At 52.8% G+C, this 22,576-nt stretch carries 21 protein-coding genes; 5 read left to right on the top strand and 16 right to left on the bottom strand.

The window, feature by feature from the left end; genetic code table 11:
- Positions 1-117: 117 nt before the first annotated feature.
- From EDM21_RS03230 to EDM21_RS03220, 3 genes are read right to left on the bottom strand one after another with little or no spacing between them, the layout of a single operon-like run.
- Positions 118-3,531 carry an AAA family ATPase gene (locus tag EDM21_RS03230; protein ID WP_157332877.1) on the bottom strand — a complete coding sequence of 1,138 codons (3,414 nt, stop codon included), beginning with the start codon at positions 3,529-3,531 and terminating at the stop codon, positions 118-120.
- Positions 3,528-4,946, bottom strand: coding sequence for a metallophosphoesterase family protein (locus EDM21_RS03225; protein WP_157332875.1), 1,419 nt, complete (start codon positions 4,944-4,946; stop codon positions 3,528-3,530). The genes EDM21_RS03230 and EDM21_RS03225 overlap by 4 nt, the downstream gene beginning before the upstream one ends.
- Before the next feature lie 43 nt (positions 4,947-4,989).
- Entirely contained in the window at positions 4,990-6,114 is a 1,125-nt protein-coding gene (locus EDM21_RS03220) for a glycosyltransferase family 4 protein (protein WP_157332873.1), read from the bottom strand.
- 276 nt (positions 6,115-6,390) lie between these two features.
- On the opposite strand from EDM21_RS03220, the gene EDM21_RS03215 reads away from it, so the two are divergent.
- Positions 6,391-7,518 (top strand): GGDEF domain-containing protein, encoded by a 1,128-nt coding sequence (locus EDM21_RS03215; protein ID WP_157333765.1) that lies wholly within the window; start codon positions 6,391-6,393, stop codon positions 7,516-7,518.
- Between the two features lie 101 nt (positions 7,519-7,619).
- Here the strand turns inward: EDM21_RS03215 and EDM21_RS03210 are convergent, their stop codons facing one another.
- Positions 7,620-7,826, bottom strand: coding sequence for a helix-turn-helix domain-containing protein (locus EDM21_RS03210; protein ID WP_166541805.1), 207 nt, complete (start codon positions 7,824-7,826; stop codon positions 7,620-7,622).
- Positions 7,827-8,015: 189 nt separating this feature from the next.
- Between EDM21_RS03210 and EDM21_RS03205 the strand changes: the two genes are divergently transcribed.
- Together EDM21_RS03205 and EDM21_RS03200 are read left to right on the top strand one after the other, a co-directional pair.
- Positions 8,016-8,411: a helix-turn-helix domain-containing protein gene (locus tag EDM21_RS03205; protein ID WP_157332870.1), complete on the top strand. Its 396-nt coding sequence runs from the start codon at positions 8,016-8,018 to the stop codon at positions 8,409-8,411.
- Between the two features lie 427 nt (positions 8,412-8,838).
- Positions 8,839-9,234 carry a helix-turn-helix domain-containing protein gene (locus EDM21_RS03200; RefSeq protein ID WP_157332869.1) on the top strand — a complete coding sequence of 132 codons (396 nt, stop codon included), beginning with the start codon at positions 8,839-8,841 and terminating at the stop codon, positions 9,232-9,234.
- Positions 9,235-9,346: 112 nt separating this feature from the next.
- Here the strand turns inward: EDM21_RS03200 and EDM21_RS03195 are convergent, their stop codons facing one another.
- Complete coding sequence (locus EDM21_RS03195; RefSeq protein WP_157332868.1) at positions 9,347-9,616, bottom strand: hypothetical protein; 270 nt, start codon at positions 9,614-9,616, stop codon at positions 9,347-9,349.
- 238 nt (positions 9,617-9,854) lie between these two features.
- Here EDM21_RS03195 and trxA point away from each other — a divergent pair, with 238 nt between their 5' ends.
- The gene (gene trxA, locus EDM21_RS03190; protein ID WP_157332866.1) at positions 9,855-10,172 is read left to right on the top strand and encodes a thioredoxin; all 318 of its coding nucleotides are present in this window, start codon (positions 9,855-9,857) and stop codon (positions 10,170-10,172) included.
- Positions 10,173-10,254: 82 nt separating this feature from the next.
- Here trxA and EDM21_RS03185 read toward each other — a convergent pair whose 3' ends face one another.
- The 4 genes from EDM21_RS03185 to EDM21_RS03170 all read right to left on the bottom strand — a co-directional run bounded on the left by EDM21_RS03185 (position 10,255) and on the right by EDM21_RS03170 (position 14,733).
- Positions 10,255-11,301, bottom strand: coding sequence for a hypothetical protein (locus EDM21_RS03185; RefSeq protein ID WP_157332864.1), 1,047 nt, complete (start codon positions 11,299-11,301; stop codon positions 10,255-10,257).
- 212 nt (positions 11,302-11,513) lie between these two features.
- Positions 11,514-13,016 (bottom strand): MDR family MFS transporter, encoded by a 1,503-nt coding sequence (locus tag EDM21_RS03180; RefSeq protein ID WP_157332863.1) that lies wholly within the window; start codon positions 13,014-13,016, stop codon positions 11,514-11,516.
- Between the two features lie 46 nt (positions 13,017-13,062).
- Positions 13,063-13,866 carry a Cof-type HAD-IIB family hydrolase gene (locus EDM21_RS03175; protein ID WP_157332861.1) on the bottom strand — a complete coding sequence of 268 codons (804 nt, stop codon included), beginning with the start codon at positions 13,864-13,866 and terminating at the stop codon, positions 13,063-13,065.
- Positions 13,867-13,977: 111 nt separating this feature from the next.
- Positions 13,978-14,733 (bottom strand): pseudouridine synthase, encoded by a 756-nt coding sequence (locus EDM21_RS03170; RefSeq protein WP_268893045.1) that lies wholly within the window; start codon positions 14,731-14,733, stop codon positions 13,978-13,980.
- Between the two features lie 273 nt (positions 14,734-15,006).
- On the opposite strand from EDM21_RS03170, the gene EDM21_RS03165 reads away from it, so the two are divergent.
- A complete protein-coding gene (locus EDM21_RS03165; RefSeq protein WP_157332860.1) occupies positions 15,007-15,516 on the top strand; it encodes a thioredoxin family protein in 510 nt (169 codons plus the stop codon).
- A gap of 201 nt (positions 15,517-15,717) precedes the next feature.
- On the opposite strand, the gene EDM21_RS03160 is transcribed toward EDM21_RS03165, so the two are convergent.
- The 7 genes from EDM21_RS03160 to EDM21_RS03130 form a co-directional block, all read right to left on the bottom strand.
- Positions 15,718-16,083, bottom strand: a complete 366-nt coding sequence (locus EDM21_RS03160) for a VOC family protein (RefSeq protein WP_157332858.1) — start codon at positions 16,081-16,083, stop codon at positions 15,718-15,720.
- A 36-nt stretch (positions 16,084-16,119) separates the two neighbouring features.
- Positions 16,120-16,521, bottom strand: a complete 402-nt coding sequence (locus tag EDM21_RS03155; protein ID WP_157332856.1) for a DUF309 domain-containing protein — start codon at positions 16,519-16,521, stop codon at positions 16,120-16,122.
- 93 nt (positions 16,522-16,614) lie between these two features.
- The gene (locus EDM21_RS03150; RefSeq protein WP_068773725.1) at positions 16,615-17,418 is read right to left on the bottom strand and encodes a GTP pyrophosphokinase; all 804 of its coding nucleotides are present in this window, start codon (positions 17,416-17,418) and stop codon (positions 16,615-16,617) included.
- A 21-nt stretch (positions 17,419-17,439) separates the two neighbouring features.
- Positions 17,440-18,540: a quinone-dependent dihydroorotate dehydrogenase gene (locus tag EDM21_RS03145; RefSeq protein ID WP_157332854.1), complete on the bottom strand. Its 1,101-nt coding sequence runs from the start codon at positions 18,538-18,540 to the stop codon at positions 17,440-17,442.
- Positions 18,541-19,068: 528 nt separating this feature from the next.
- Entirely contained in the window at positions 19,069-20,577 is a 1,509-nt protein-coding gene (locus EDM21_RS03140) for a L,D-transpeptidase (RefSeq protein ID WP_157332851.1), read from the bottom strand.
- Positions 20,578-20,800: 223 nt separating this feature from the next.
- A complete protein-coding gene (locus tag EDM21_RS03135; protein WP_157332850.1) occupies positions 20,801-21,043 on the bottom strand; it encodes a ferredoxin in 243 nt (80 codons plus the stop codon).
- 142 nt (positions 21,044-21,185) lie between these two features.
- Entirely contained in the window at positions 21,186-22,490 is a 1,305-nt protein-coding gene (locus EDM21_RS03130) for a DNA polymerase IV (protein WP_338043917.1), read from the bottom strand.
- Positions 22,491-22,576: the final 86 nt, after the last annotated feature.

Raw genomic sequence — 22,576 nt, 5'->3', positions numbered from 1 at the left:
TCTCATGTACAGCAAGCTTAGTCCTGGTCCTGTTCAAGGTTAAGACCAGACGAAAAAGACCTCCGGGACCACCTGCGGGTGATCTCCGGAGGTCTTTTTCCGGCTTGTATGAAACGTTTATAGTTTGATTAGATGTGCAGCCGGAGATGTGCTTACAGCAGCTTCGCTAACATGCTCATGACAGGTAAACAGAAGAATTTGGCGGCCCGCGCTCATCCCTTCCAACAAACGAAGGGCTCCCTCCATACGCTGACGGTCAAAATTAACGAAAATATCATCAAACACAAGCGGCAAAACCACTTTGCCCGCAAATTCCCCGACCAGCGCAAAGCGCATAGCCAAGTATAGCTGCTCCGCCGTTCCGCGGCTCAGCTTGCCCGTGTCCACCTGCCGCCCGTCCGCCCGCACCGCATACAGCTTCTGCTGGCCCAGCGGGGCCGTCACACGGATGAAGCGGCCGCCGGTCATCTCGGCGAAGCTCGCGGACGCGCGCTGCAGCACGCCCGGCTGGCGCTCGCTCTCACAGCGTTCGCGTGTCCGCTTCACAAGCAGCGAAGCCAGAGCCAGCACGGCGTACCTGCCGCCAAGCTCACGGACTTCCGCGAGCTGTTCCTCACAGCGCTGAAGATGGGCGGCCTGCTCTCCGCCGTCTTCCAGCTTCTCCAGCTCGCCAGCAAGCCGTCCGCGGCGGTCCCGCAGGGCATTGCTTTCCGCCTCCAGCGCAGCCGCCCGTGCGGACAGCTCCGCCTCGCTTGCCGTCAGTTTGTCCCTATCGGCGGCGGACAGCGCTTCGCTTAGCTGCGCCCGGCTTGCCGCCTTGGCATGCGCATCCACCGCACCGGCGAGCAGCTTAGCCTCTGCGGACAGCTCCGCCCGGCGCGCCTGGCGCACTGCTTCCCGGCGAAGCGCTTCTTCGCCGTCCGCATGTGCCTCGCGCAGCAGCGACTGCAGGCGTCCGCGGACCCGCTGCGCCTGCTCGCCCGCAGCCGTCTCGAGCCGCGCTGCCTCCGCCGCCTGAGCGGCCAGGCGCTCACGCTCTGCGAGCAGCTCCCGCTGCTCCGCCATCTGCTCGGCACGGCGCTTGAGGCCGAGCAGCGGATCGGCAGCCCCGGCTTCGCCGAGGAGCCGTCTTGCCCGCTCTTCGAAAGCCTCCGCCGACTGCTTCAGCGCTGCCAGCTTGGCGGAATGGGCGGTCATCCGCTGCTGCAGGGCGTGACCTCGGCTGATCAGCTGCAGCGAGTCGAGCGCCGCTTCCGGGGACAGATGCGGCCTCAGCTTCCGCTCAAGCAGCCAGCGGCTCCACCGCTCCTGATCGCCTGAAGCGTGCTCCTCCAGCTCCCGGCTGCGCTCCTCCAGCAGAGTCTCTTGCCGCTGAGCTGCCTGCAGCTCCTGCTTGAGATCTTCGAGCCTGGCGCGGCGGCGCTCCATTTCGGCCCGGTGCTGGGCCCATAAATCTGTGCCCGTCTGCCAGCTCTCCAGCTCTGTCTGGAGCCAGTGGCGCGTATCGGGCCAGGAAGGAAGGGCGGCTTCCCGCGCTCCTGAAGCTGCCGTAGCTGCAGCAGAGCCCTGCCGATTATGTTCATCAGCCGACATGCTCGCTCCCATCCGGGAATACCCCGCTGCCGCCTCCTCCCCGGCCGCCGAGCCCCTGGTCCGGGAGCCAAGCAGGAGGCCGAGCGCTTCCTGAAGCCGGGTCTGCAGAGCGGCAGTATGAATCTCCGCAGCCTCACCAGACGCAGCCTCATCCATGTAACGGGTTGAACGGCTTAAGCGGGAAACCTCTGCATCAGAGTGGAGCTTGTTCGCTCCGCTTCGGGTCCGCCGGGACGCATGAGCGTCCTCGGCAGTCCCCTCCGAGCGTTCAGCCCCCCGCCCTTTCGGTTTCTTCGGGCCCCGCAGCAGCCAGATCGTAGTAGCTGCGAGCAGAGCAAAGATCACTGCGGCTGCGGCATATTGGCCCAGCAGCACCATCGCAGCCGGCAGAAGTACGGTCATCGCTGCGGCTGCCGAAGCGATGCGGCGATACAAGGCGGCCGATTCGCTGCTGCGCTCCTCGGAGAGTCTCCGGAGCTCGTCCTCCCGCCGCTTCTCTTCCTCGCGCATCCGGAACCTTTGCTCCGCTTCCCCCTGGAGCAGCTTCCACTGCGCATAATCTGCCGCCAGTCTGCGGAGAAGAGCCGCTTCTTCCGCGGTTCTTGCTCCCGGATTCTCTTCGCGCAGACCTGAAAGCCTCAGCCACTCACTCCATTCAAGCTGCTTGTCCGCCAGCTCGCGGCCCAGATCTTCCCGTCTGTTAAACAAACGGCTTCGTTCCGCGTCAAGAAGTCGGCGCTCCCCGTCCCACTTCCCAAAAGCTTCTTTGGACGCACGGATCTCTTCCTTCATTCCGACGGATACCGGAAAGTTCTTCAAGTCGGCCTCTGTCCAGTCTTCATCCAGTTCCCGCAACAGCGCCTCCAGCTCGCTGCTGTGGTGATTCCGCTCCGTCTCCAGCTCAATCACCGCGCGCAGCCCTGTACGGTACTCGGCGGCTCCTTCCTGCAGGGAACTGAGCTCGGTCGCCCCTTCCAGCAGGTCCGGATCAGCCTGCAAGTTCTGCATACGCCGGCTGAATTCCCGGATTCTCTCCCGCTCGGTTCGCTGCACGTCTTCCAGCGCGTCCAGTTCCTGCCGAAGCGTTTCATAGCGCTCTACTGCCTGGACGGGAAAGTCCGGAATCTCCGGCAATCTGTCCAATTCTTCGGCTGTTTGGCGCAATTTCAGCCACGGTTCATAGGCATTCACACAGCGGCTCACCCAATCCAGTTGAACCATGACCTCCCTGCGCTCCCGCTCTGTACTCTCCAGCCGGTGCTCCAGCCCGCGCATTTCTTCGAGCGCCTCTTCGTACCGGGCGATTTCATCCCGGGTGCGGAGTCTGCCGGCACGAAGCTCTTCGTAAGCGCGTATGCTCCGGTTGAGTTCCTGGTTGCGTCCCCTTGGCTTATAGACCGTATCTGCACGGGCCGAGAGCTTACGCTCCCCTTCCACAACCGTGCTTCCGCTGACTCCGAAGCCTGCTCCATACAGGTAGCCTCCGATTTCATCACTCTGCAGCGTCCTGAGCTCCTGAAGCTCTCCCAGACCGAAAGCAAACAGGCTGCGAAACAGCTCGGCGGACAAGCCTCCAAGCAGGTCGCGAAGCAGTTCTTCCCCGCCAGTGGTCCCGTCGAATAGCGTAACTTTCACGCTCCCGGCAGCGGGAGAACGCCCCGGACCGCCGGATTCGGCGTACCTTTCCACCAGAATGCTCCGACCCAGCTCATCTTCGAGCATTAAAGATCCGCCATGAGGGCCCCCTGCCTCAGGCTCATACCTCTCGGCTGACTGAGCTCTCGTAGGGAAACCGAACAAGACGGCCCGGATAAAACCGAGCAGCGTACTTTTCCCCGCTTCATTGGGCCCGTACAGCACATTCAGCTGCGGATGCAAACGATAAGCCCGCTCATGCAGCGCGCCGAAGCCTCGGATCCGAATCTCTGTGATGATCATCGCTCCCGCCCCCCGCCAGCCACCAGCAGATCGAGAGCCAGCTCCCGCGCAGCACGCAGCCATTCTTGAAGTTCATCCTCTGCCGCTCTGCCGCCGAAGAGCTTCGCCGCACCCGGCTGTGACATGAGCGGGTGAAGTGCTTCCGCCGCGAAGGCTTCCAGCTTCTTCTCATCCGCCGCCAATTCTTCGGCCAGCCGGAGAAGATCACCCATGAAGCTTTCTTCTGTCAGAAGCTGGTCCAGATCCAGATCTTGTCCCGTATGGGACTCTATGGACTCCACCCAGACAAAGGGCGGGTGACTCTCCTGCCTGTTCCCTCTGTGCACAGAGAATGTCTCGCCGGACCCATACCCCTCCCGGTATTTATCCTCCGAATAGCCGGACTGCTCCTGTTCACGGTCCGAACCCGTGCTGAGAGAGCCCGCCCCGAATTTAGCCGCTTCACTGTCCCTCAGCTCACGCACCAAATCCGTGAGCGTACTTCCACTCTGAAGCCGCAAATGCAGCGGACCTCGTCCGGTCAAAGCAAGCCTCACAATTACAGGCCTGCCTCCGGCCCCGGCCCTAAGCTCGTCCAGCAGGCCATCAAGACCCTCATGGAGCTCCTGTTCGGTAGTTATCCCCTCAATGGACAAATCAGCCTGTTCCCACCGGACAGCATCGAGCGTGTGAAAGGCCAGTTGGGCGCAGCCGTGTTCATCGACATGAACGATATAACAGCCCCTTTCCCCGCATTCCCGTATACTGCGACCTTGAATGTTACCGGGATATACAGCCAGAGGCGACTCATTCAGCACTTCTCTTGTATGGATATGCCCCAGGGCCCAATAATCGATTCCTCTGCCGATAAGATCCTGCCTGCTGCAGGGTGCATAATTATCAAAGCCCGGGTTCCCGTCTACATTCGTATGAAGTAAAGCAATCTGGTATACCGAAGCATCCTTGCCGTTAAATCTCAGCGCATAGTTGTCCAGGACAGCTGCTGTGGGATAAGAGATGCCATGTACGTGAGCAATCGTGCCGCGATCTTCTTTGAATACCGGCACCGTCTCTACAGTTCCGCCGGCCGCATACACATGGACCGATGGAGGCCAATCAAGCCGGGCTGCCCGTCCATCTGCCGGATCATGATTCCCGTGGATAACAAAGGACGGGATTCCCGCCTTGTCCAGCTCCGCCAATGCGCTGCGAAAACGCAGCTGGGCACGCAATGAACGGTCCGCGGTGTCGTAGATATCGCCGCTAAAGACTACAAAATCGACGTTCTCCCGAATTGCCAGACGTACCAGCCTGCCAAGCGCAGTAAAAGTCGATTCACGAATCACTTCACGAATCGGACCTGGAACGGTATGCATGCCTTTGAATGCACTGTCCAAATGAAGGTCGGCGGCATGCATAAATTTCAGCGGTTTCATTCCTTTTCCTCCCCTATCCGAGGAATAGACGATGACGGCATTCTCATTGTTCGTACCTCTCGTATACACTGCGCAGCTGACGCATCACGCGGTTGAGTGAATACGATTTGCGCGCCTTATCGGATGCAGCTCTTGCCAGCTGGTACCGGTAGGAGGGATCGACCACCACCTTCTCCAGGGCAACGCTGAGTCCGGCCGCATCCCCCGGCTCCACTAACAGCCCGTTGCGCCCGTTCTCGATCTGCTCGGCAATCCCGCCTACATTGGTCCCGACGAGCGCAAGCAGGCACAGAGCCGCTTCAGCGAATACGGAGCCGAACGCTTCCGCTTTTGAAGGAAGTACGAAGATGTCAAAGAAAGGCATGAATTCCTCCGGATGCAGCATATAACCGTAGAAAATGATCTCCTCATACAGATTCAATTCCCTTGCCAGCTCCTCCAGCTCCGTACGCGAAGGGCCGTCCCCGATAATATGCAGAACGAACGGATGACCGCGTTCCTTCAATTTGGCGCATGCCTCCAGAAGGGTCTCCAGTCCTTTGGCCGGTACGAGACGGCAGACCGTAATGAGCTGCGCGACCTCGTTCTCATGAGAAATAGGACGAAAACGCTTCTCGTCATAACCGTTCGGAATCACGCCTACCCGTTCGGGATCTTGAATGAACTCACTTATGTACTGCTTAAACGAATTCGAGACAGTCAGAATTTGATCCAGCTTGGATTCCAGTTCCCCGTAGATCGAGGTCAAGAAGAGCTGTTCCGGTCCTCCATCTGCGATTTTTCCGTTGAGGAGAAGCTCGCGCTCATAACTGGAGTGAATGGTCACAATTACCGGCGTATCCGGAAAAACTTCCTTCATAGCTAATGCGGCAATCGGATGATGGGCATGAATAAGATCATATTTTTTGCGGATGCGGAGCTTTGTCCACCAGATGTAGTCTTTATAAGTTTGTACGTATTTATCGATAATTGGATTTTCTCCGTAACGGGACAAGTCGAAAGTCGTAAAGCCCACCGGCTCTGTCCCTTTGCCTCTCAACCGTTTAGGGAGCGAGAATAATTCCATCTCCCAGCCTCTTTTATTGAATTTTTCCGTCGTATAAGGAACCATGGAAGAAACTCCGCCCGGCTGATCCGGAGGAAAAAATAACGCTTGCAAAATATTCATTGATGCACACTCCTGCTCCTATTGCGGCCTTTTCTGTGCAGCTGTAGCTTCTATCATGATACGCTGGACCTCTTCTTATTGTACCTGCTGCAGGATCAATAGAAAAGGGAACACCACCTCCTCAGCGTATAGACAAATCAACGAAATGTAACATTTTGGAAAGAAGCCTATTTTGCTGCAATTGGGTTTTTGCTATAATGAAAAAAACTGCAAATACGAACGTACATTTGACTGTTTCCGTTATCTGGAACGGACCAAATCGGAGGAATGTTGATCTTGTGGAATGCGCCGATTGAAGCATGGGGGCCCGATACCGCCACCTCCATGATCCTTGTAATTCTGGCTCTTATGCTGTTTATTTCTGGAAGGCTCTATTACACCCGTCGTAAAAAAGCCTACTTTTCTATGACACTCTCCATCATCCTCATGCTGATCCATAATATGCTGCGGCTTTACTGGCAAGCAACCGGTGGATTGAACGATCTGACGGGATTCTTCGATGACCTTCTGCAGGCGGTATCTTTCGTCTTGGTTAACCTGGGCATTTATCAGCTCTATAATCCGACTAAAAGACGCCAGTATATTTATTTCTGCGGACTCATTGTTCTTGCGCTGGGCGTGTCTGTCTTTCATTTCTATCCCACGACGAGCGGCAATGCGCAGCAGGCGGCCTTACTTGCCGATCTGCCTATCAACCTCTACATGTTCGTCTTAATCTTTGTGTGCGCTTATATGATCACACCGATGGTCGGGCAGCAGGGCAAGTTTCAAACGATCATGACCCTTTTCTTCGCCAAACAAACGGCTCATACCATTAACACCTACATGTTCGCAGGGGAACATAAGTGGCTGACGCTTGCGGAATGGTTTCTCCCTATCGGATACATATGCATTCTCTTTCTTCTTTTGTTTGACCGGATTGTTGAGCTTATGCAGGCGATCTACCAATCCTCCATTACGGACGGACTAACCAAAGTATACACCCGCAAATATTTTGACAAGCGGGTTGCTCAATATATCCGGCTCAACAAGAAAGTGGCCGTTCTGTTCAGCGACATCGACAATTTCAAGAAACTTAACGATACCAAAGGACATCACATGGGGGATGAAATGCTCAAGCAGGTCGCGCTCATCATGCAGCAGGAAGCGGAGGACAGCGGAATTGTGGGACGCTATGGCGGAGAAGAGCTTGTCGTGCTTATTACAGATCCCGATACTTCACCGGCTAAACTGGCCGAGAATATACGCAGACGCATTGAGGAAGAGACCATTGTGACCGTCAGCATGGGATACAGCAGCTTCAAGAAAGGCAATACTGCGCAGCAGCTCGTTAAACAGGCAGATGAGGCCATGTACAAAGCCAAAAAAACCGGTAAGAACAAGGTCGTCCGTTTCGGAGCCTGATTAGCAGCGTACATAGAAGAGCAATAGGCAATCGCTCTAAAAAAGAATCTCTGCTTAAGAAAAGCGATGCAGGCTGCCCCAGCCCGCATCGCTTTTTATCGTTATTGAATAGTAAACAGCTCTTCCACCGGTTTACCGAGAACACTGCTGAGGCGCTTGGCAGCGCCTGGTCCGATTGATTTCATCGATCTCTCAACCAGCGAGATATAGGCATGGCTAAGCCCCGTTAGTCTGGCTAATTCTCTTTGAGTCAAGCCCAGCAGCATTCTTCTACGAATAAGTTCCTCCGATTTGGCGGTAATTCGCACAGCGTCCCCTCTTTTCCATTTCCTAATAAATCCCATTCTATCATTTTATTTTACTATTGCAAACAAATAAATTTACTATTGTAATCATTTGTCTTGTCATGCTTCCCGCCGTTTACAATTGAAAAACCTTATTTTCCCTGCTATGATAAAATTGTTTACTAATGTTTACCAGATCGAAGGTGTTTTCTTATGTTTTTTTATGATAAACTCAGAGATCTCCGCAAGCTTAAAGGCTACACAATCCGTGAACTGGCTGACCGCTCAGGCGTATCCGCCGGCTACATTTCACAACTTGAGAACGGGAACCGCAATGCACCTTCCCCGGACGTATTAATGAAACTGTCTGAAGGACTTAATATTCCTTATGCGGATTTAATGAAGATTGCCGGCTATCTCGAAGCTCCGGAGGCTCAGGAGAACTTACCGAAGGCGCCTGTTAATCTGCGGAGATTTCTGCACGACAACGATCTTGTTTTTGATGGTATCCAGCTGACCGATGTGGATAAAGAATGGATGGAGCGTATGCTCAGTGCCTTGTTCTGGAAACAACGGAACAGACCGTCCGATTCCGAATCGGACTCTTAGAGCTCAAGCAATCCTGCATAGCTGCTTAACATGAACAATCCCTCTGCAACGGATCGACGTATCCAAATCCAGAGGGATTGTCTAATTACAAGCACAAAAAGCCCCTTTCTATCTGTCAAAGGGTGCGGCTTGTTTATGTTGAGGGTGTACCGATAACGGCGCCAGGATGCCAAGTATCGCCAGGGTTATTCGACTATCGCCAGTACGGGCCGATCCATCGCTTTCTCTATCGAGTGGCTAAGCCCGGTCTCTTTCGCTTACTCTATAATTCCTATTTTATCATTTTATTTCACTATTGGAAACAATTATATTCACTTTTGAAATCTTCATCCCGGTCCTGGTCCATCCCTTTGCCAATTGAAAAACCTTATTTTCCCTGCTATGATAAAAATGTTAACTAATGTTTACCAGATCGCAGGTGCTTCCTATGTTTTTCTATGATAAACTCAGAGATCTCCGCAAACTTAAAGGGTACACGATTCGTGAACTGGCGGACCGCTCGGGCGTTTCAGCCGGTTATATTTCGCAACTCGAGAACGGAAACCGTAATGTACCCTCTCCCGAAGTGTTAATGAAACTGTCCGAAGGCCTTAATATTCCTTACGCGGATCTAATGAAAATCGCAGGTTACCTGGAATCTTCGGATGCGCAGACGCTCTTACCCAAGACGCCCGTTAATCTGAGGAGATTTCTGCACGACAATGATCTTATATTTGACGGGATCCAACTGACCGATACGGATAAGGAATGGATTGAACGTATGCTCAGCGCCTTGTTCTGGAAAGAACGTAACAGACCATCCGATTCCGAATCCGGTTCTTAGACCTCTGGCAATAATTTTACATGGCTGCTTAACATGAACAATCCCTCTGGGCGGATTAACACATCCGCATACAGAGGGATTGTCTGATTATAGGAATAAAAAAAGGCCCCTTCTATCTGGAAGGGGCTGGCCTGTTTGTAAGTGCAATGTTGGCGTGGATTTCTTGAATCCGTTCGTTCTCCTGACGCAGACGATCTTCTATCCTCTGTGTCAGCTGTGCGATTTGGTCCCCTACAGAATCCGGAACTTCTACCTCAGGCAGCGATTTGATCACATACAGCAGACACTGCAGCGTCTCTTCCATCAAATCTTTCTTACGTGCGGTAAGAACTACCTCCGCGAGGAAGATAAGATGTGTCAATTCATTTTGCAGGACACTCATATACGTTCCACTTCCTTCCACTTCGATTATGACTGAAAATGTCGAATGTGGAAAGTTGGTCTTGACATTTTAAACTGTAATATTTAAAATGATAGATACAATAGTAACTTAAATAGTTACAGTTATCTTTTTGTAAAACGCCTCCCCGTTAACTCCGGTTAGCGTCCCTAGGGAACTATGCGCCACTTGGGCTGGGGAGCTTTTTAGATAAATAGTATAGATAAACGGAGGGATACCTATGTCTTTGATTACAATTAACGATCAGAATTTCCAGGAAACACTCGCCGGCAACGACCTCGTACTCGTCGACTTCTGGGCACCTTGGTGCGGTCCTTGCAAAATGCAGAGCCCTATTCTGGATGAATTGAATGCCGAAGCCGGAGAAGTTGTCACCATCGCTAAAATGAACGTGGACGACAACCCGGAAACGCCGTCTAAATTCGGAGTTATGAGCATCCCTACCTTGAAACTGTTTAAGAACGGTACGGAAGTGAAATCGTTTGTGGGTGTACAATCTATGCAGACACTCAAAGCGCTCGTTGATGAGCATAAATAAACCAATCCATACATTAAGGATTGAATGCACCATTCAAAAGAAGCAAGGGTCTCTTCAGGACCCTTGCTTCTTTGGATTGCTGCTAATGGTGAACCGGGATATTCTCGAACATAATTTCATCAATCAGCTTATTCCGGTACAGCATCGAAATATGCAGGGAGTCATAGTCCTGTTCTTTGTCCAGTTCCTCCATCAGCAGCCCGGCAATCACTTGACGCTCCCGTGAATTATCGGTCTGACTAAAGTCGATAAATCCTGTACAATCGGCTTCGCTGACATCAATCGTGGCGATTCCCACCGGAAGTCCGCCATACTCCTGATCATATATTTCATAGGTTAGTGTATCCCCATCATCACGAGATAAGATGACAGAGAACTCATCCCCTTCCGTATCCAGCTCATCCGCATCGAATTCTTCCAGCGAAATTTCGAGCGTGTCTACAATCTCGCCGTCAAACCGGCTGTGGAACAGGAAATTCTCCGTCTCCTCCTCCTGGAAATCGGCTACGATCAGATTGGAGGCCAGCTCCATCTCCTCTTCCAGAGGATCAAAGACCCAATCCAGCATACATACGGCTTCTGTACCGTAAATCCGGCAAGAGGCCTCCGCCACAAGGCGCGAACCCGGATCAAACAACTGATATCGGACTCTGCCCCGGTTTTCTTCCACAAGAACCAGTTCATAATCCGGCTCGGCATCATAGGCAACTGTATTGTCTTCGCCGGCCATACTCAGGTCTTCCAGCTCATCTTGTTCATAATCTTCATATTCTAACTCATCCCGGGTCCATTCGAGTTCTGTTTCATCGTCCGCATAACCGGCTTCCGTATCCGATTCATCCCCTGGTGTACCGATAATCAAGTCGTAACTGCTATAAGTCAGCACAACATCACATTCGCGGATATTGAGGGCATCTACCTGCCACTGGATATAATCACGCATAAAAATATCCACTTCGTGCTTATCCTCATTCGTTAGCTCCACATCTTCAAGCTGAATACCCCCGGCCATCCGCTCTCCTTCACGGTAAACCAAACTGATAATTCCGGCAAAACGGCCGTCAACCAATATTTCCGTAACTTCTCCGCCCGCCGTTTTCAAGTCGGGTCTTAGTACAATATGGGCCATTCGCTCTGCCTCCCTTATCGGTATTCCCGGACGATGAAAGCCAACGTGCCCGGCTTTTCCCGGTTCATTGTCAGTAAATAGAATATCCCGTTCACCGGGAATATATGTGATGACTTCCAATCCTTTTAGACCGCAAGCAAATGCAGGGACATCTTGGCTTCAATTAAAAAAGCTCCTCCATGAAAACATGGAGAAGCCTTGGTCGTACAATCTTAGCCGGAAGCCGGAGTTTCTTCTTCTTCAACAACATGAAACCGCTGCGGCAGAAACAAACTGAGCAGAACACTTGCCGCTGCAATGATGAGCAGTGACATGAAAATCCGCTCCAATCCGAACGCAAACAGCTCTGTGACGCCTTCTGCGGCCTCGGGAGGGATAGTCGCGCGGCCTTCCGCTCCTATCACCTTGTTGAGATCAAGACCGCCTACCGTATCCGGATGAGCCGCCTGATATTTGTGCAGGGCATTGTTATACAGCATCCCGAATACGGCAATACCGAGCGTCTGACCCAGCGTACGGATGAACGTATGCGAAGACATCGCGACCCCGCGCATGCGCCAGCCGACGGCCGACTGCATCGTAATGGTATAGGCTGTGAAGCATAGCCCGAAACCGATTCCGAACAGCGCGGTGTAGAAGATCAGCATCCAGGACGGTGTAGCGGGCGTCATGAATGCAAGTGCGACAGAGCCCAGTGAAATTGCCGCCACACCGATTAGAACAGTGGTGCGGACGCCCAGTTTCACGAACTTCCGGCCCGCGTAAGCCGCGCCGGCTGTCCAGCACAGGGAAAGCGGGACCAGGGCGAGTCCGGAGCCTGTCGCTCCCTCCCCGTTTACGCTTTGTACCCACAGGGGCAAGTAGATCGTGACGGCAACCAGCAGCCCGCTCAGCAGGAAGCCTGCCGAGTTAATCAGCGTCAGCAGCTTGTCCTTAAACAAGTCAAGCGGCAGCATAGGCTCGGGGGATTTTTTCTCAACCGCAATAAAGATCACGAGAAAAACAGCCGAAATAACGAACAGACCTACAATCACCGGCGAATTCCAGGCATACTGGCTGCCGCCGCTGAGCAAAGCATAAATGAGTGCGGTCGTAAAGACCGTGAAACTGAGAATACCCGGATAATCAATCGGACGTTTCGTTCGTACCTTGCTCTCATGCAGATAAGCGGTAATCAGCACAATCGAGACAATTCCGAAAGGAATATTAAAATAAAAAATCCAGCGCCAGGAAACGTAATCCACCATCAGACCGCCTGCCAGAGGACCCAGAATTCCGGACAATCCCCAGATTCCGCTGATCCAGCCTTGAATTTTGGCACGCTCCTCGAATGAATAAATATCTCCGACAATAATCATGGTAACCGGCAGAATGGCCCCGGCCCCGATGCCTTGCAGGGCACGGTACACGATCATCTGCTCCATCGTCTGCGCAATACCGCACAGCATGGAACCGATAAGGAAAAGCCCGGTCCCGATAACGAAAATTTTCTTACGCCCGTATAAGTCGGACAATTTGCCGAAAATCGGCGTGGTTACGGCAGTGGTAAGCAGATAAATTGAAACGACCCAGCTCATAAGATCCATCCCGCCCAGATCACCGACAATACGAGGGATCGCCGTGGACACGATTGTGCCTTCTATGGAGGACAAGAATGTCACGACCATAATGGCAAGCAGAACTTTGGTTTTATGGGTGTCACCAGACTGAACCATTGGCAGCACCGCCTTTCTTAATTAGACTCTAATTGTGATTTCTCTCTCAGCCGTTTAAAATGTGTTTCTCCAATGCCTCAGCTACGCCGTCTTCGTTATTGGATGCCGTACTGTCATCCGCTTGTTCGAGTACTCCGGCAGGCGAATTGGCCATGGCAATCCCAAGACCCGCAAAAGAAAGCATTTCTAAATCATTGTAATAATTGCCGATGGCCAGAACGTGTTCCGGATGGACCTGCAGCTGAGCGCACAACCGGCGCAGCGCATTACCTTTGGTAGCTTGCTCATGCATGACATCGATAAAATGTTCCCCGCTGCGGATCATCCTCAGTTCACCGTACAATCCTGTAAGGCTCCAATCCTTTTCAACCGCATCCATCACGGCAGGATCTGCGCTGTACAAAGTAAATTTGACAAGCGATACTTCAAGAGCCGTCACATCCTCCACAAGATGCGGGGTCACAAAGAACTTCTTATACATCGCCTGCTCTACCTCGGACCAGCTCTCCACATACATATCAAACGGCGCACACACATCAAAATGCACGCTATGCTTGCGGCAGTAATCAATCATTTCCGCGATCTGCGCAACCGGGAAAGCATATTGGTGCAGAAGCTCCAGCCCTGGAGTTCGAACCGTCGCTCCGCCGTTATGAGTAATAACGATTCCTTCCAATCCGAGCTCGTCCAGCACCGGAATGGCGCTTGCCGGTCCTCTTCCCGTGCATAGGACGATCCGGCCTCCTTGCTCATGTACAGCCCTTACCGCATTGCGGGTACGTTCCGTTAATACATAATCGTCGCTTAGCAGGGTGCCGTCGACGTCGAGAGCGATTAATTGATAAGCCATGCTGCCGGCTCCCTTCTTCATTCGTTTATAGGTGGTAGACTGCCTGTCCCTGTAAGATTCCTCTTCCACAGGCACATTACACGTACAGATACAGCAGGCTAGCTTCCTATCTTACTTACTGCCCGTTCCGTAGTTTTTGAGCAAAGACAGCTCGGCCTCCGATAATTCCCGGTATTCTCCAAGCCCAAGCCGGGGATCGAGTACCAGGGGGCCCATCGCAATCCGCTTCAGATAAACGACTCGTTTACCGACTGCCTGAAACATCCGTTTCACTTGATGGAACTTTCCTTCGTGAATCGTTAATTCAATATGCGACATCGGCGTTTCCCCGGCCGTCCCGGCGGATAGGATACGCAGTTCAGCCGGTAGAGTGGTATAGCCGTCGTCAAACTCTACACCCGCCGCGAATGCCTGCCGGTCACTTTCTCCAACCATTCCTTCGACATGGGCAAAATAGGTCTTGGGAACATGTTTGCGCGGGGAGAGCAGATTATGGGCCAGCTTACCGTCGTTGGTCAAGAGAAGAAGCCCTTCCGTATCTTTGTCCAGCCGCCCTACCGGAAAAATCTCGAAAGGCGCGTATTCCTCGCCGAGCAAATCGATCACAGTCCGGTCCCGGTTATCCTCCGTTGCCGATACGACACCTTGCGGCTTGTTAAGCAGCAGATAAACAAATTCCCTGTACCGTACCTCATCTCCGTTAACGGTGATGCGGTCTGCTCCGGGATCAACCTGTAATCCGCTGTCCTTCACGCGGGTTCCATTGACTTCAATAGCCCCCTGCTTCACAAGCTTCTTGAGCTCGGAGCGGGTTCCGCATCCCATATGAGACAATAATTTGTCGAGCCGTATCGTTGTGCGTTTCAATCCTTCTTCCACCTCCTTGATTTCTTATTCTCTCCATAATAAAAGCCCTCTTTCCCCAGGCAATCAGGGATAGGGCAGGTGTCGGGACAACCTATTCGCACGACTCAATTACCCGTATTATAGTACATTCCTCCGATTCTTGCACACGCAGCTTTCGTCAACTTTTTCACTTTTTCACGAAATGCTCACTTTTTCTGCCACAACAAGCAGGATTCTGACAACTGAACCCAGAAGTAAATAAAGTAATTCTGATCATTTCAAGAGGGGTGTATTATGAAAAAGTTAGGCATTTACCTGGGGATTATCATTATCCTCTTTGCCGGGATTTTCGTGTTAACCAAGCAATCCAATAAAGGCAACGACGAAGCCGCGAACAAACTTTACGGCGTACCGGCTTCCAAACTTCAACCCGCTACCCGCGACATACTTGAAGATCCTAATTATCAGAATCTGATCAAACCGGCGGAATTAGACAAACGTATTGCGGACAAAGAGAGCTTCTTCCTGTATTTCTACGGCGCGGATTGTCCGCACTGTAAAGTAACCACACCGGTACTGGTTCCTTTACAGAAGGAACTGGGTGTTGATGTGAAGCAGTTCAACCTTCTCGAATTCAAAGAAGGCTGGCAGAAGTATAACATCGAGTATACACCTACGCTCGTGTATTACAAAGACGGCGTCCAGGTTGACAAAATGGTAGGCGGCGTACCCGAGAACGGGGCTACGGAAGGTAACACTCCTGAGAAATTCAAGGAGTTCTTCAATAAGTATAAGACCAAGTAAGCTAAGCCGGATAGTAAAGAGCGGGATAGAGATTCAGCATGGCGTCTGAGTCTCTGTCCTTTTTTATGCTCAGCCCACTCTACTCTTTCTCTCCTTCTGTGTACAAAAAGACCGCCTCTCAAGAGACGTTCTCATTCACACCTCTGCCCCATAAATCAAGAGCGGCAAACCACACATGGTCCGCCGCTCCGTTTCTATTGTTCAATCCGCCTTTTGAATCAGTTCCACTCTGTTGCCGAATGGATCCCGGAATTCAAACCGTTCATAGCCGGGAATCGGCACGGCATCCAGTACCTCGATACCGGCTTCGGCAAGCTTGCGCCCTGCATCCGTAATATCTTCCACCTGATAGGCAAGATGCGCCTTAGTCCGCATACGGTCCACACCGTTCTCCGTGCCGATATGAATCTGCCGGTCACCTGCCATGACCCAGAAACCGCCCCGTCCGGCCAAAGCCGCCGGTTTCGCGATCTCTTCCAGCCCCAGAACCCCGCAGTAAAACTGCTTCGCTCGCTCTTCCTGATCCGGAGGAATTGTAATTTGTGCATGATGAAGACCAATAATCATAGTTCCACACTCCCGATCGCGTTAGTCATAGGTAACCTAACCTTCTGAGTTGTGCCGTTCCCGGATGATCCTTTCAAGCTGCCTGTCTGTATAATGGATGTCAAGGGGATAAGGCTCAAACGGCTGTGTCCCGGTGTTGCGGAGCCTCCGCAGATATAGACGCGCGTCTGCCAATAGAATACCGAGTTCTATGCCCAGAATCTGCTCTTTGTAAGGTTCCAGCTTATTGATTCCCGCTTCCAGCAGTTTAACCGCTCCCCTTACATTCCCGTTGCCGTGGTGGTACAGAGCAACTGCGATTTGCAGCAGCCCCTGATAATAGGGATTACGGCCTTCCTCCAGCCAGAGCTTCTCCAGTACTTCGTGGCATTCATAATAGTCCCGGCTGACATTAAATTCGTACAAAAAAGCTGTATATAGAGGATCATAAACATGCATCGCTAACTCCCCCTTGCAAGTCGGCGGCAAGGCCGGTTGCGGGTCATTGTCATACCTGAGGATACCTCTGTCACGAAGTATAGGATATCCGCCCTAGCGTCCGCCTTTCTTGGCACGGGCAATCGCTTCCTCGATTTCTTCCTTAAGGGCTCTGAGCGCTCTTGTGTCCTCTTTTTCCCATATCTCATTAAACCGCATTTGAAATTGCACAGCTTCACGGACCCGGTGGTAAAAGTACAGCATTTGAATACAGTTCAGCACAACGGTTACCAGGCTGGAGTGATCTTCAAACAGCTTCTGTGCTTCTACGATTTCACCGCGGATGTTCGACATCTCCTGGTCGAGTACGTAGGCAGCTTCCGCCGCTCTGCTGAGCCGGATCCGGACTTCATCAGGCAGCATACTTTCCTTGTATTTATAATTTAAGGAATGCTCGATCGTTGCCCAGAAATTCATCGCGAGTGTCCGCAGCTGAATCTCGGCTAACACCTTTTTCATGCCAAGAGAAGTTTGTACCGGATACTCAATAATGATGTGGAAACTTCGGTAGCCGCTTTCCTTCTTATTGGCGACATAATCTTTCTCATATAAGACGGTCATGTCTTTACGCTGGTGTATCAGCTCACGGAGTGTTTCAATATCCTCCACGAACTGGCACATGATGCGGATTCCCGCGATATCTTCGATACCGGTCTCCAAATCGTCCATAGACACATTTAATTTTTTGGCTTTTTCGAGGATGCTGGAAATTTTCTTAACGCGTCCGGTAACGAACTCAATAGGGGAATATTCTTCCCTGTTTTTCAGTTCTGCCCGTAACGTTTTGAATTTGATTTTGAGTTCTTCTGCGGTTTGTTCATAAGGAAACAAAAACTTTTTCCAATCTCTTCCATCCATTCCAACTGCCTCCACTTCCAGTCAAGGTCGATGATCTGCTCCGATTGCCTGGGAAATATGGGTATAGCCATCCTTTTTAAGCAAAGCTAACAGACCTTCATTCAGCTTTTTCAAAATCCCCGGCCCTTCATAAATGAGTGCCGTATAGATTTCAACGAGACTGGCTCCCGCTTTAATTTTGTCATAAGCGTCCTGTGCCGTGAAAATTCCGCCCGAGCCAATGATCGGCAGCTTCCCTCCGGTCATCGCGTATACACGCGAAATCAGCTCTGTAGAAAGGGCTGTAAGCGGACGACCGCTAAGCCCCCCGGCTTGATCACGGTTCGGATGGCTAAGCCCATCCCGGCTAAGCGTGGTATTCGAAATAATAATACCCGATACGCCGCTGGCCTCGATTACGGATATCGTACTTTGAAGCTCGATATCCGTAAGATCCGGCGCAATCTTAACAAGAACAGGCTTCGAAGCTCCTCCATGCACCTGGTGCTGGGCGTTCATCTCGCCCACGACAGCGTCAAGCAGCCGCTGCAAATCATTGCCATGCTGCAAATTACGCAGATCCGGTGTATTCGGTGAGCTGATATTGACGACAAAAAAATCGCCATGGCTATACAGCGTGCGGATACACGAGCGGTAATCATCTTCTGCATGCTCATTGGGAGTCACTTTATTCTTGCCGATATTGACGGCTACAGGGATCGGTGTTCCCTTCAGTTTGGCAAGACTGTCCGCCATTGCTTGCGCTCCCAGGTTGTTGAACCCCATACGGTTGATCAGAGCATCGTCCTCAGGCAGGCGGAAAAGCCTCGGTTTATCATTACCGGACTGGGCTTTGGGCGTAACCGTACCCACTTCCATGAAACCGAAGCCCATCTGCGAAAATCCGGCAACGGCAACTCCATTCTTGTCCAGTCCCGCAGCAAGACCTACCGGGCTCCGGAAGGTCAGATTCCACAAATTCATCTGCAGTTCCGCCGCCTTGCGCAAGCCCCAAACTGCCTGAATGCAGGAGGGGAGTCCGGGGACCTTTGAAGCGAATTCAAGACCGTGGACAGTCAGGTGATGCGCCTTTTCCGGATCCATGCGAAACAAGACCGGCTTGGCAATCGATTTATATACCATGCAGTCGACACTCCGTTCCTCTTAACTCTCATTTGTCAGTTTATCCTGTTCCCCGTTATATTGCAAAATATTTTGGAGTGAATACGATTACAATCGTATGAAATCGTATCCCCCTGTGCAACTTGTTTTATCACGCACCTGGACATTTTTCTTCTGGCCTTACGGTTTGAAAACGGTGCTGCATAAGCAATCGGGGAGATAGTACGGGTCCGCGACCACTGAATGATTGAACAGATATCCTGTGGTTACGGAATGGATCTGCCGGACAAAAAGACAAAGTCATAACTTTCCGGTACCCACCAAAAGCAGACTAGTACCGAACAGATCTAACTGGACCAAACAGCCTTCGGCGGCTTCCGCAAGCACATTCTGCAGTTTCCTCTATTAGGACTAGGGAAAGTGAAGGAGAGGGCCCGATCTTTGTTGAACCCCTCTATTCACAGCCGTCAAAAAGACCACCCGGCATAAAGCCGGGAGGCCGTCAAACCTGTTACCGTTATCTCCAGGTCCGGTCGGAAGACCGAACCGTTAATTCAACCAGCGGTATATTTGGCCGGGGTTCTTCTCTTGAACTTCAGCAGGAAGCTTAAAAGGCGCTTGGCGCGGGATCGATCCTCCGGCAGAATTATTCCCCGTGCCCGATGAGCCGGATCCGTCCGTAAGCCCTTTGGGAAGCAGTCCGCTCCCGATAGTTACTTTCGTCCCTAGAGGCACCATATCAAATAGTTCCTCAACCTCCGCCTGCCCCATTCTGACACACCCCAGAGACTGGTCTTTGCCGATGGAAGCAAGACGGCCGGTTCCGTGGATCGCATAATTCGTTCCCGAGAGCACCATGCCCCGGGTTCCGAACTCTCCCTGGGACTTGCCTTTGGGATCGCGCACCTTCTCCGATATAGCGAACTCTCCCTCCGGCGTCCGAACCCCGCCCAGCCCGACCTTGTAGCTGCGGACAATCGTCCCTCCGCTTACAAGCGCCATCCGGTGCGTGCTCTTGTCGATAATGATCCGCATCGGCTCCTGCAGAGCAGGGTCCGGGGAAGCGGCCGCCGCCCCCGAGCCGCCTGCGGGCGCATCTCCGGGCGCGCTGCTGCCAGCGGCGCCCCGCAGACCGCCCGGCGCTTCAGCCTGCTTCCGTACATGCGGGAACATCTCCCGCATATACGGCGTCATCCCGGGCAGCACATTGTCCGGGTAGGGCGCAAGCAGCTCCTCCGGGCTCTGCGGGACCTTGCCGCGGGTTTCGCGGTAAGCCTCCATCGCAGAGCGCAGCACGAGGAGTTGCTCCTGCTTCTGCCGCCAAGCTTCGACCGGGCCCGCCAGCCGGGCCGGATCGTCCGGCCGGCAGGCGCAGGCGGCAGCATCATAGTAGGAGATGCCTGCCGGCTGTCCCGGCTCGCCGCTCCTCACGGAGAGGAGCGGCTGCAGCGGACGGTGCCAGGCGAGCCACCTGCCGCCGGGCCCTTCCAGGCTCTTCGCCGACAAGAGGGCGGCTTCCCCGCCGCCTTTCCTGTCGCGCAGCAGCATCCGCTCCAGCGCTCCTGCGCTCTGGACGGGATTGCCCTCGCCTGCGGCCGTCAAGTAGGCCCGCAGCGTGCTCTCGCCTGCGGCCGGCTCCACCGCCGCTAATGCAGCCCCGGCCGGGAGTCGGACTGCTGCGCGCCGGTCCGGATCCAGGCCGGCGATGGTCGGCCACAGCGCCAGGAGCAGCAGAATCAGCCCCGTACGGGCCATTCTCTGGCGGCGCCGGCGCCTGGCGGCCGCAATCAGCTGCGGCGGCCACGATGCCGCCGGATCCAGCGCTGACCAGTCGACGGCGATTTTCTTTTTCTCGAACGCTTCGAAAATTTCTCCCGACTGTCCGAAACAGTACGCCGCCTTCCCGTGCTCCCCGCGGGATGTATATTCTCTTCCAAGCAAATACCAGGCCATCCGCTGGTCTCGATGCTCGCGAATATAATCTTTCAAATAGGAGCGGTCGTCAATCGGATTATGACGGAGGAACTCCGCCAGCTTTTCATCCGGTTTTCCCTTCATGCCCTCACCCCTTTCGGGTTTCCGCTTTCTTTCCCTATTTATCGGCAGAATGAACTTGTTCGTTTAATAGGACCTGGATGTTCTGGATTCAAACGGTTTCCGCGCCCCTTTCTTTCTCTTCCAATGGAGACTCAGGCGCCTTCTATACAGCAAAAAAGCCTTGTCTCCTAATGGAAACAAGGCTTCTAAGGTCTTACTCGATAACTGCCGGCATGCCGGCTAATTACCCTTCCATATTAAAAGGAGTATCTGCCACTTTAATTGAATCCGTCGGGCAGCCATCCTGAGCATCCTGCAAATCGTCATAGAGCTCATCCGGGATTACCGTTACTCCGTGATTGCCGTCGCCTTCATAGATAACTTCCGCAATCCCGTCATCGTCATAGTCATAAATATCAGGTGCAGTTGCGCCACAAGCACCGCACGCAATGCAAGTGTCTTTCTCCACCCATGTATACTTAGCCATCGTGATTCCTCCTCATTATATCCTCCATTGTCCACTATAATATAACGCCGGTTAAACATCAACGCGTCACAGAGGTTAAAAACCAGGCACAGCCCGTGTTTCCGGCGTCCGGACGAATTATTCCGAGTAATTCCCCGGGTTTTCATTGTTTTTGATTATCCGATTCATTACGGAAGCTTTCGCCATCCGGATCTCTCTCCAGAGAAGTTCCCCTTCTTTTGCGATTCCGCAGCAGAGCAGAAGGATCATCACCGATCATACCTGCCGTTACAACCGCATCTTCGCCGAACTTATCCCGTAGTGTATCCATAATCTCGCTTAGTCTGTTCTTCTTCGGCTGTGCTTCGTAGCTGAACAAATCCAGCTGGATAGCGGCTTCTTCCTTGGGCTCAAGATTCTGGGCGGTCACGCCAAGCAGACGGATCGGCTTGCCAGGGGTCCAGTGACGGTCGAAGAGTTCGCAGGAGGCGCGGTGGATGTCATCGTGCTGGTCAGTCGGTACAGGCAGGGTGATGCTGCGCGTAATGGTCTTCATATCCGGATCGCGGATCGTAATCTGCACCGTAGAAGCCACCAGCTTCTGATGCCTCAGGCGCCGTCCTACCTGGTCCGATAAATTCAGGAACACCCGGGCTATTTCCCGGCGCTCTGTATAATTATAGGGCAGCGTCGTCGTATGACCGACAGATTTGTTCGGTTCCCGCTCGGGATTCACCTCCGAGTGACTAATGCCATTGGCCGCCTGCTTCATCGCAGGTCCGCTGATGCCGAAAGTTTTCTGCAGCAGGTCGTGATCTGCACCCGCAAGCTGGCCAATCGTACGAATTTGCAGCTTAAGGAGCTTATCGGCCGTTTTCTTGCCAATTCCGTACAGCTCCCCGCATGGTCTGTCCCATAGCACCGAAGGGACATCCCGGAGTCTGAGAACGAACAACCCGTTAGGTTTCTTCATGTCCGAAGCCATTTTGGCAAGCAGCTTGTTAGGCGCAACGCCTACCGAACAAGGAAGACCCAGCTCTTCTCTGATGCGCATCTGGATTTCAGAAGCAATTTCAAGGGGGGTTCCGAACTGTTTGGAACCTGTAATATCTACAAAACATTCATCTATTGACATGGTTTCAACCATCGGAGAATAATCATAAACGATCCGGCGGAATCCGCGTGAATATTGCCGGTACATATCAAAATCAGGTTTGATCAGGATCAGCTCCGGACACAGCTTTACCGCTTCTCGTACAAGCATGCCGGTACGGACGCCGCGGGCTCTGGCAGGATAAGAGGAGGTGACGATAATGCCTTTACGCTGCTCGACACTCCCGGAGACCGCTATCGCCTTGCCGCGATACAGCTCCGGCTCCGCGACTTCGTGTACCGAGCAATAGAAGGCATTCATATCGATATGAAGAATAACGCGGCCTTTTTTAGGATAACTCTCCTGTACATTCACGTCTTTCCCTCCTCCCGCAAGTATAGCGTCCGCTTGGCGCCTATTACTCGGCTGTACGCCCTACATTCAGTCTATCTGCCGGACGA

The sequence above is a fragment of the Paenibacillus lutrae genome (assembly GCF_009757775.1).
Lineage (GTDB): Bacteria > Bacillota > Bacilli > Paenibacillales > NBRC-103111 > Paenibacillus_F > Paenibacillus_F lutrae.
The sequence above is the reverse complement of the archived record's forward strand: the minus strand, read 5'-3'. Positions and strand labels throughout refer to the sequence as shown.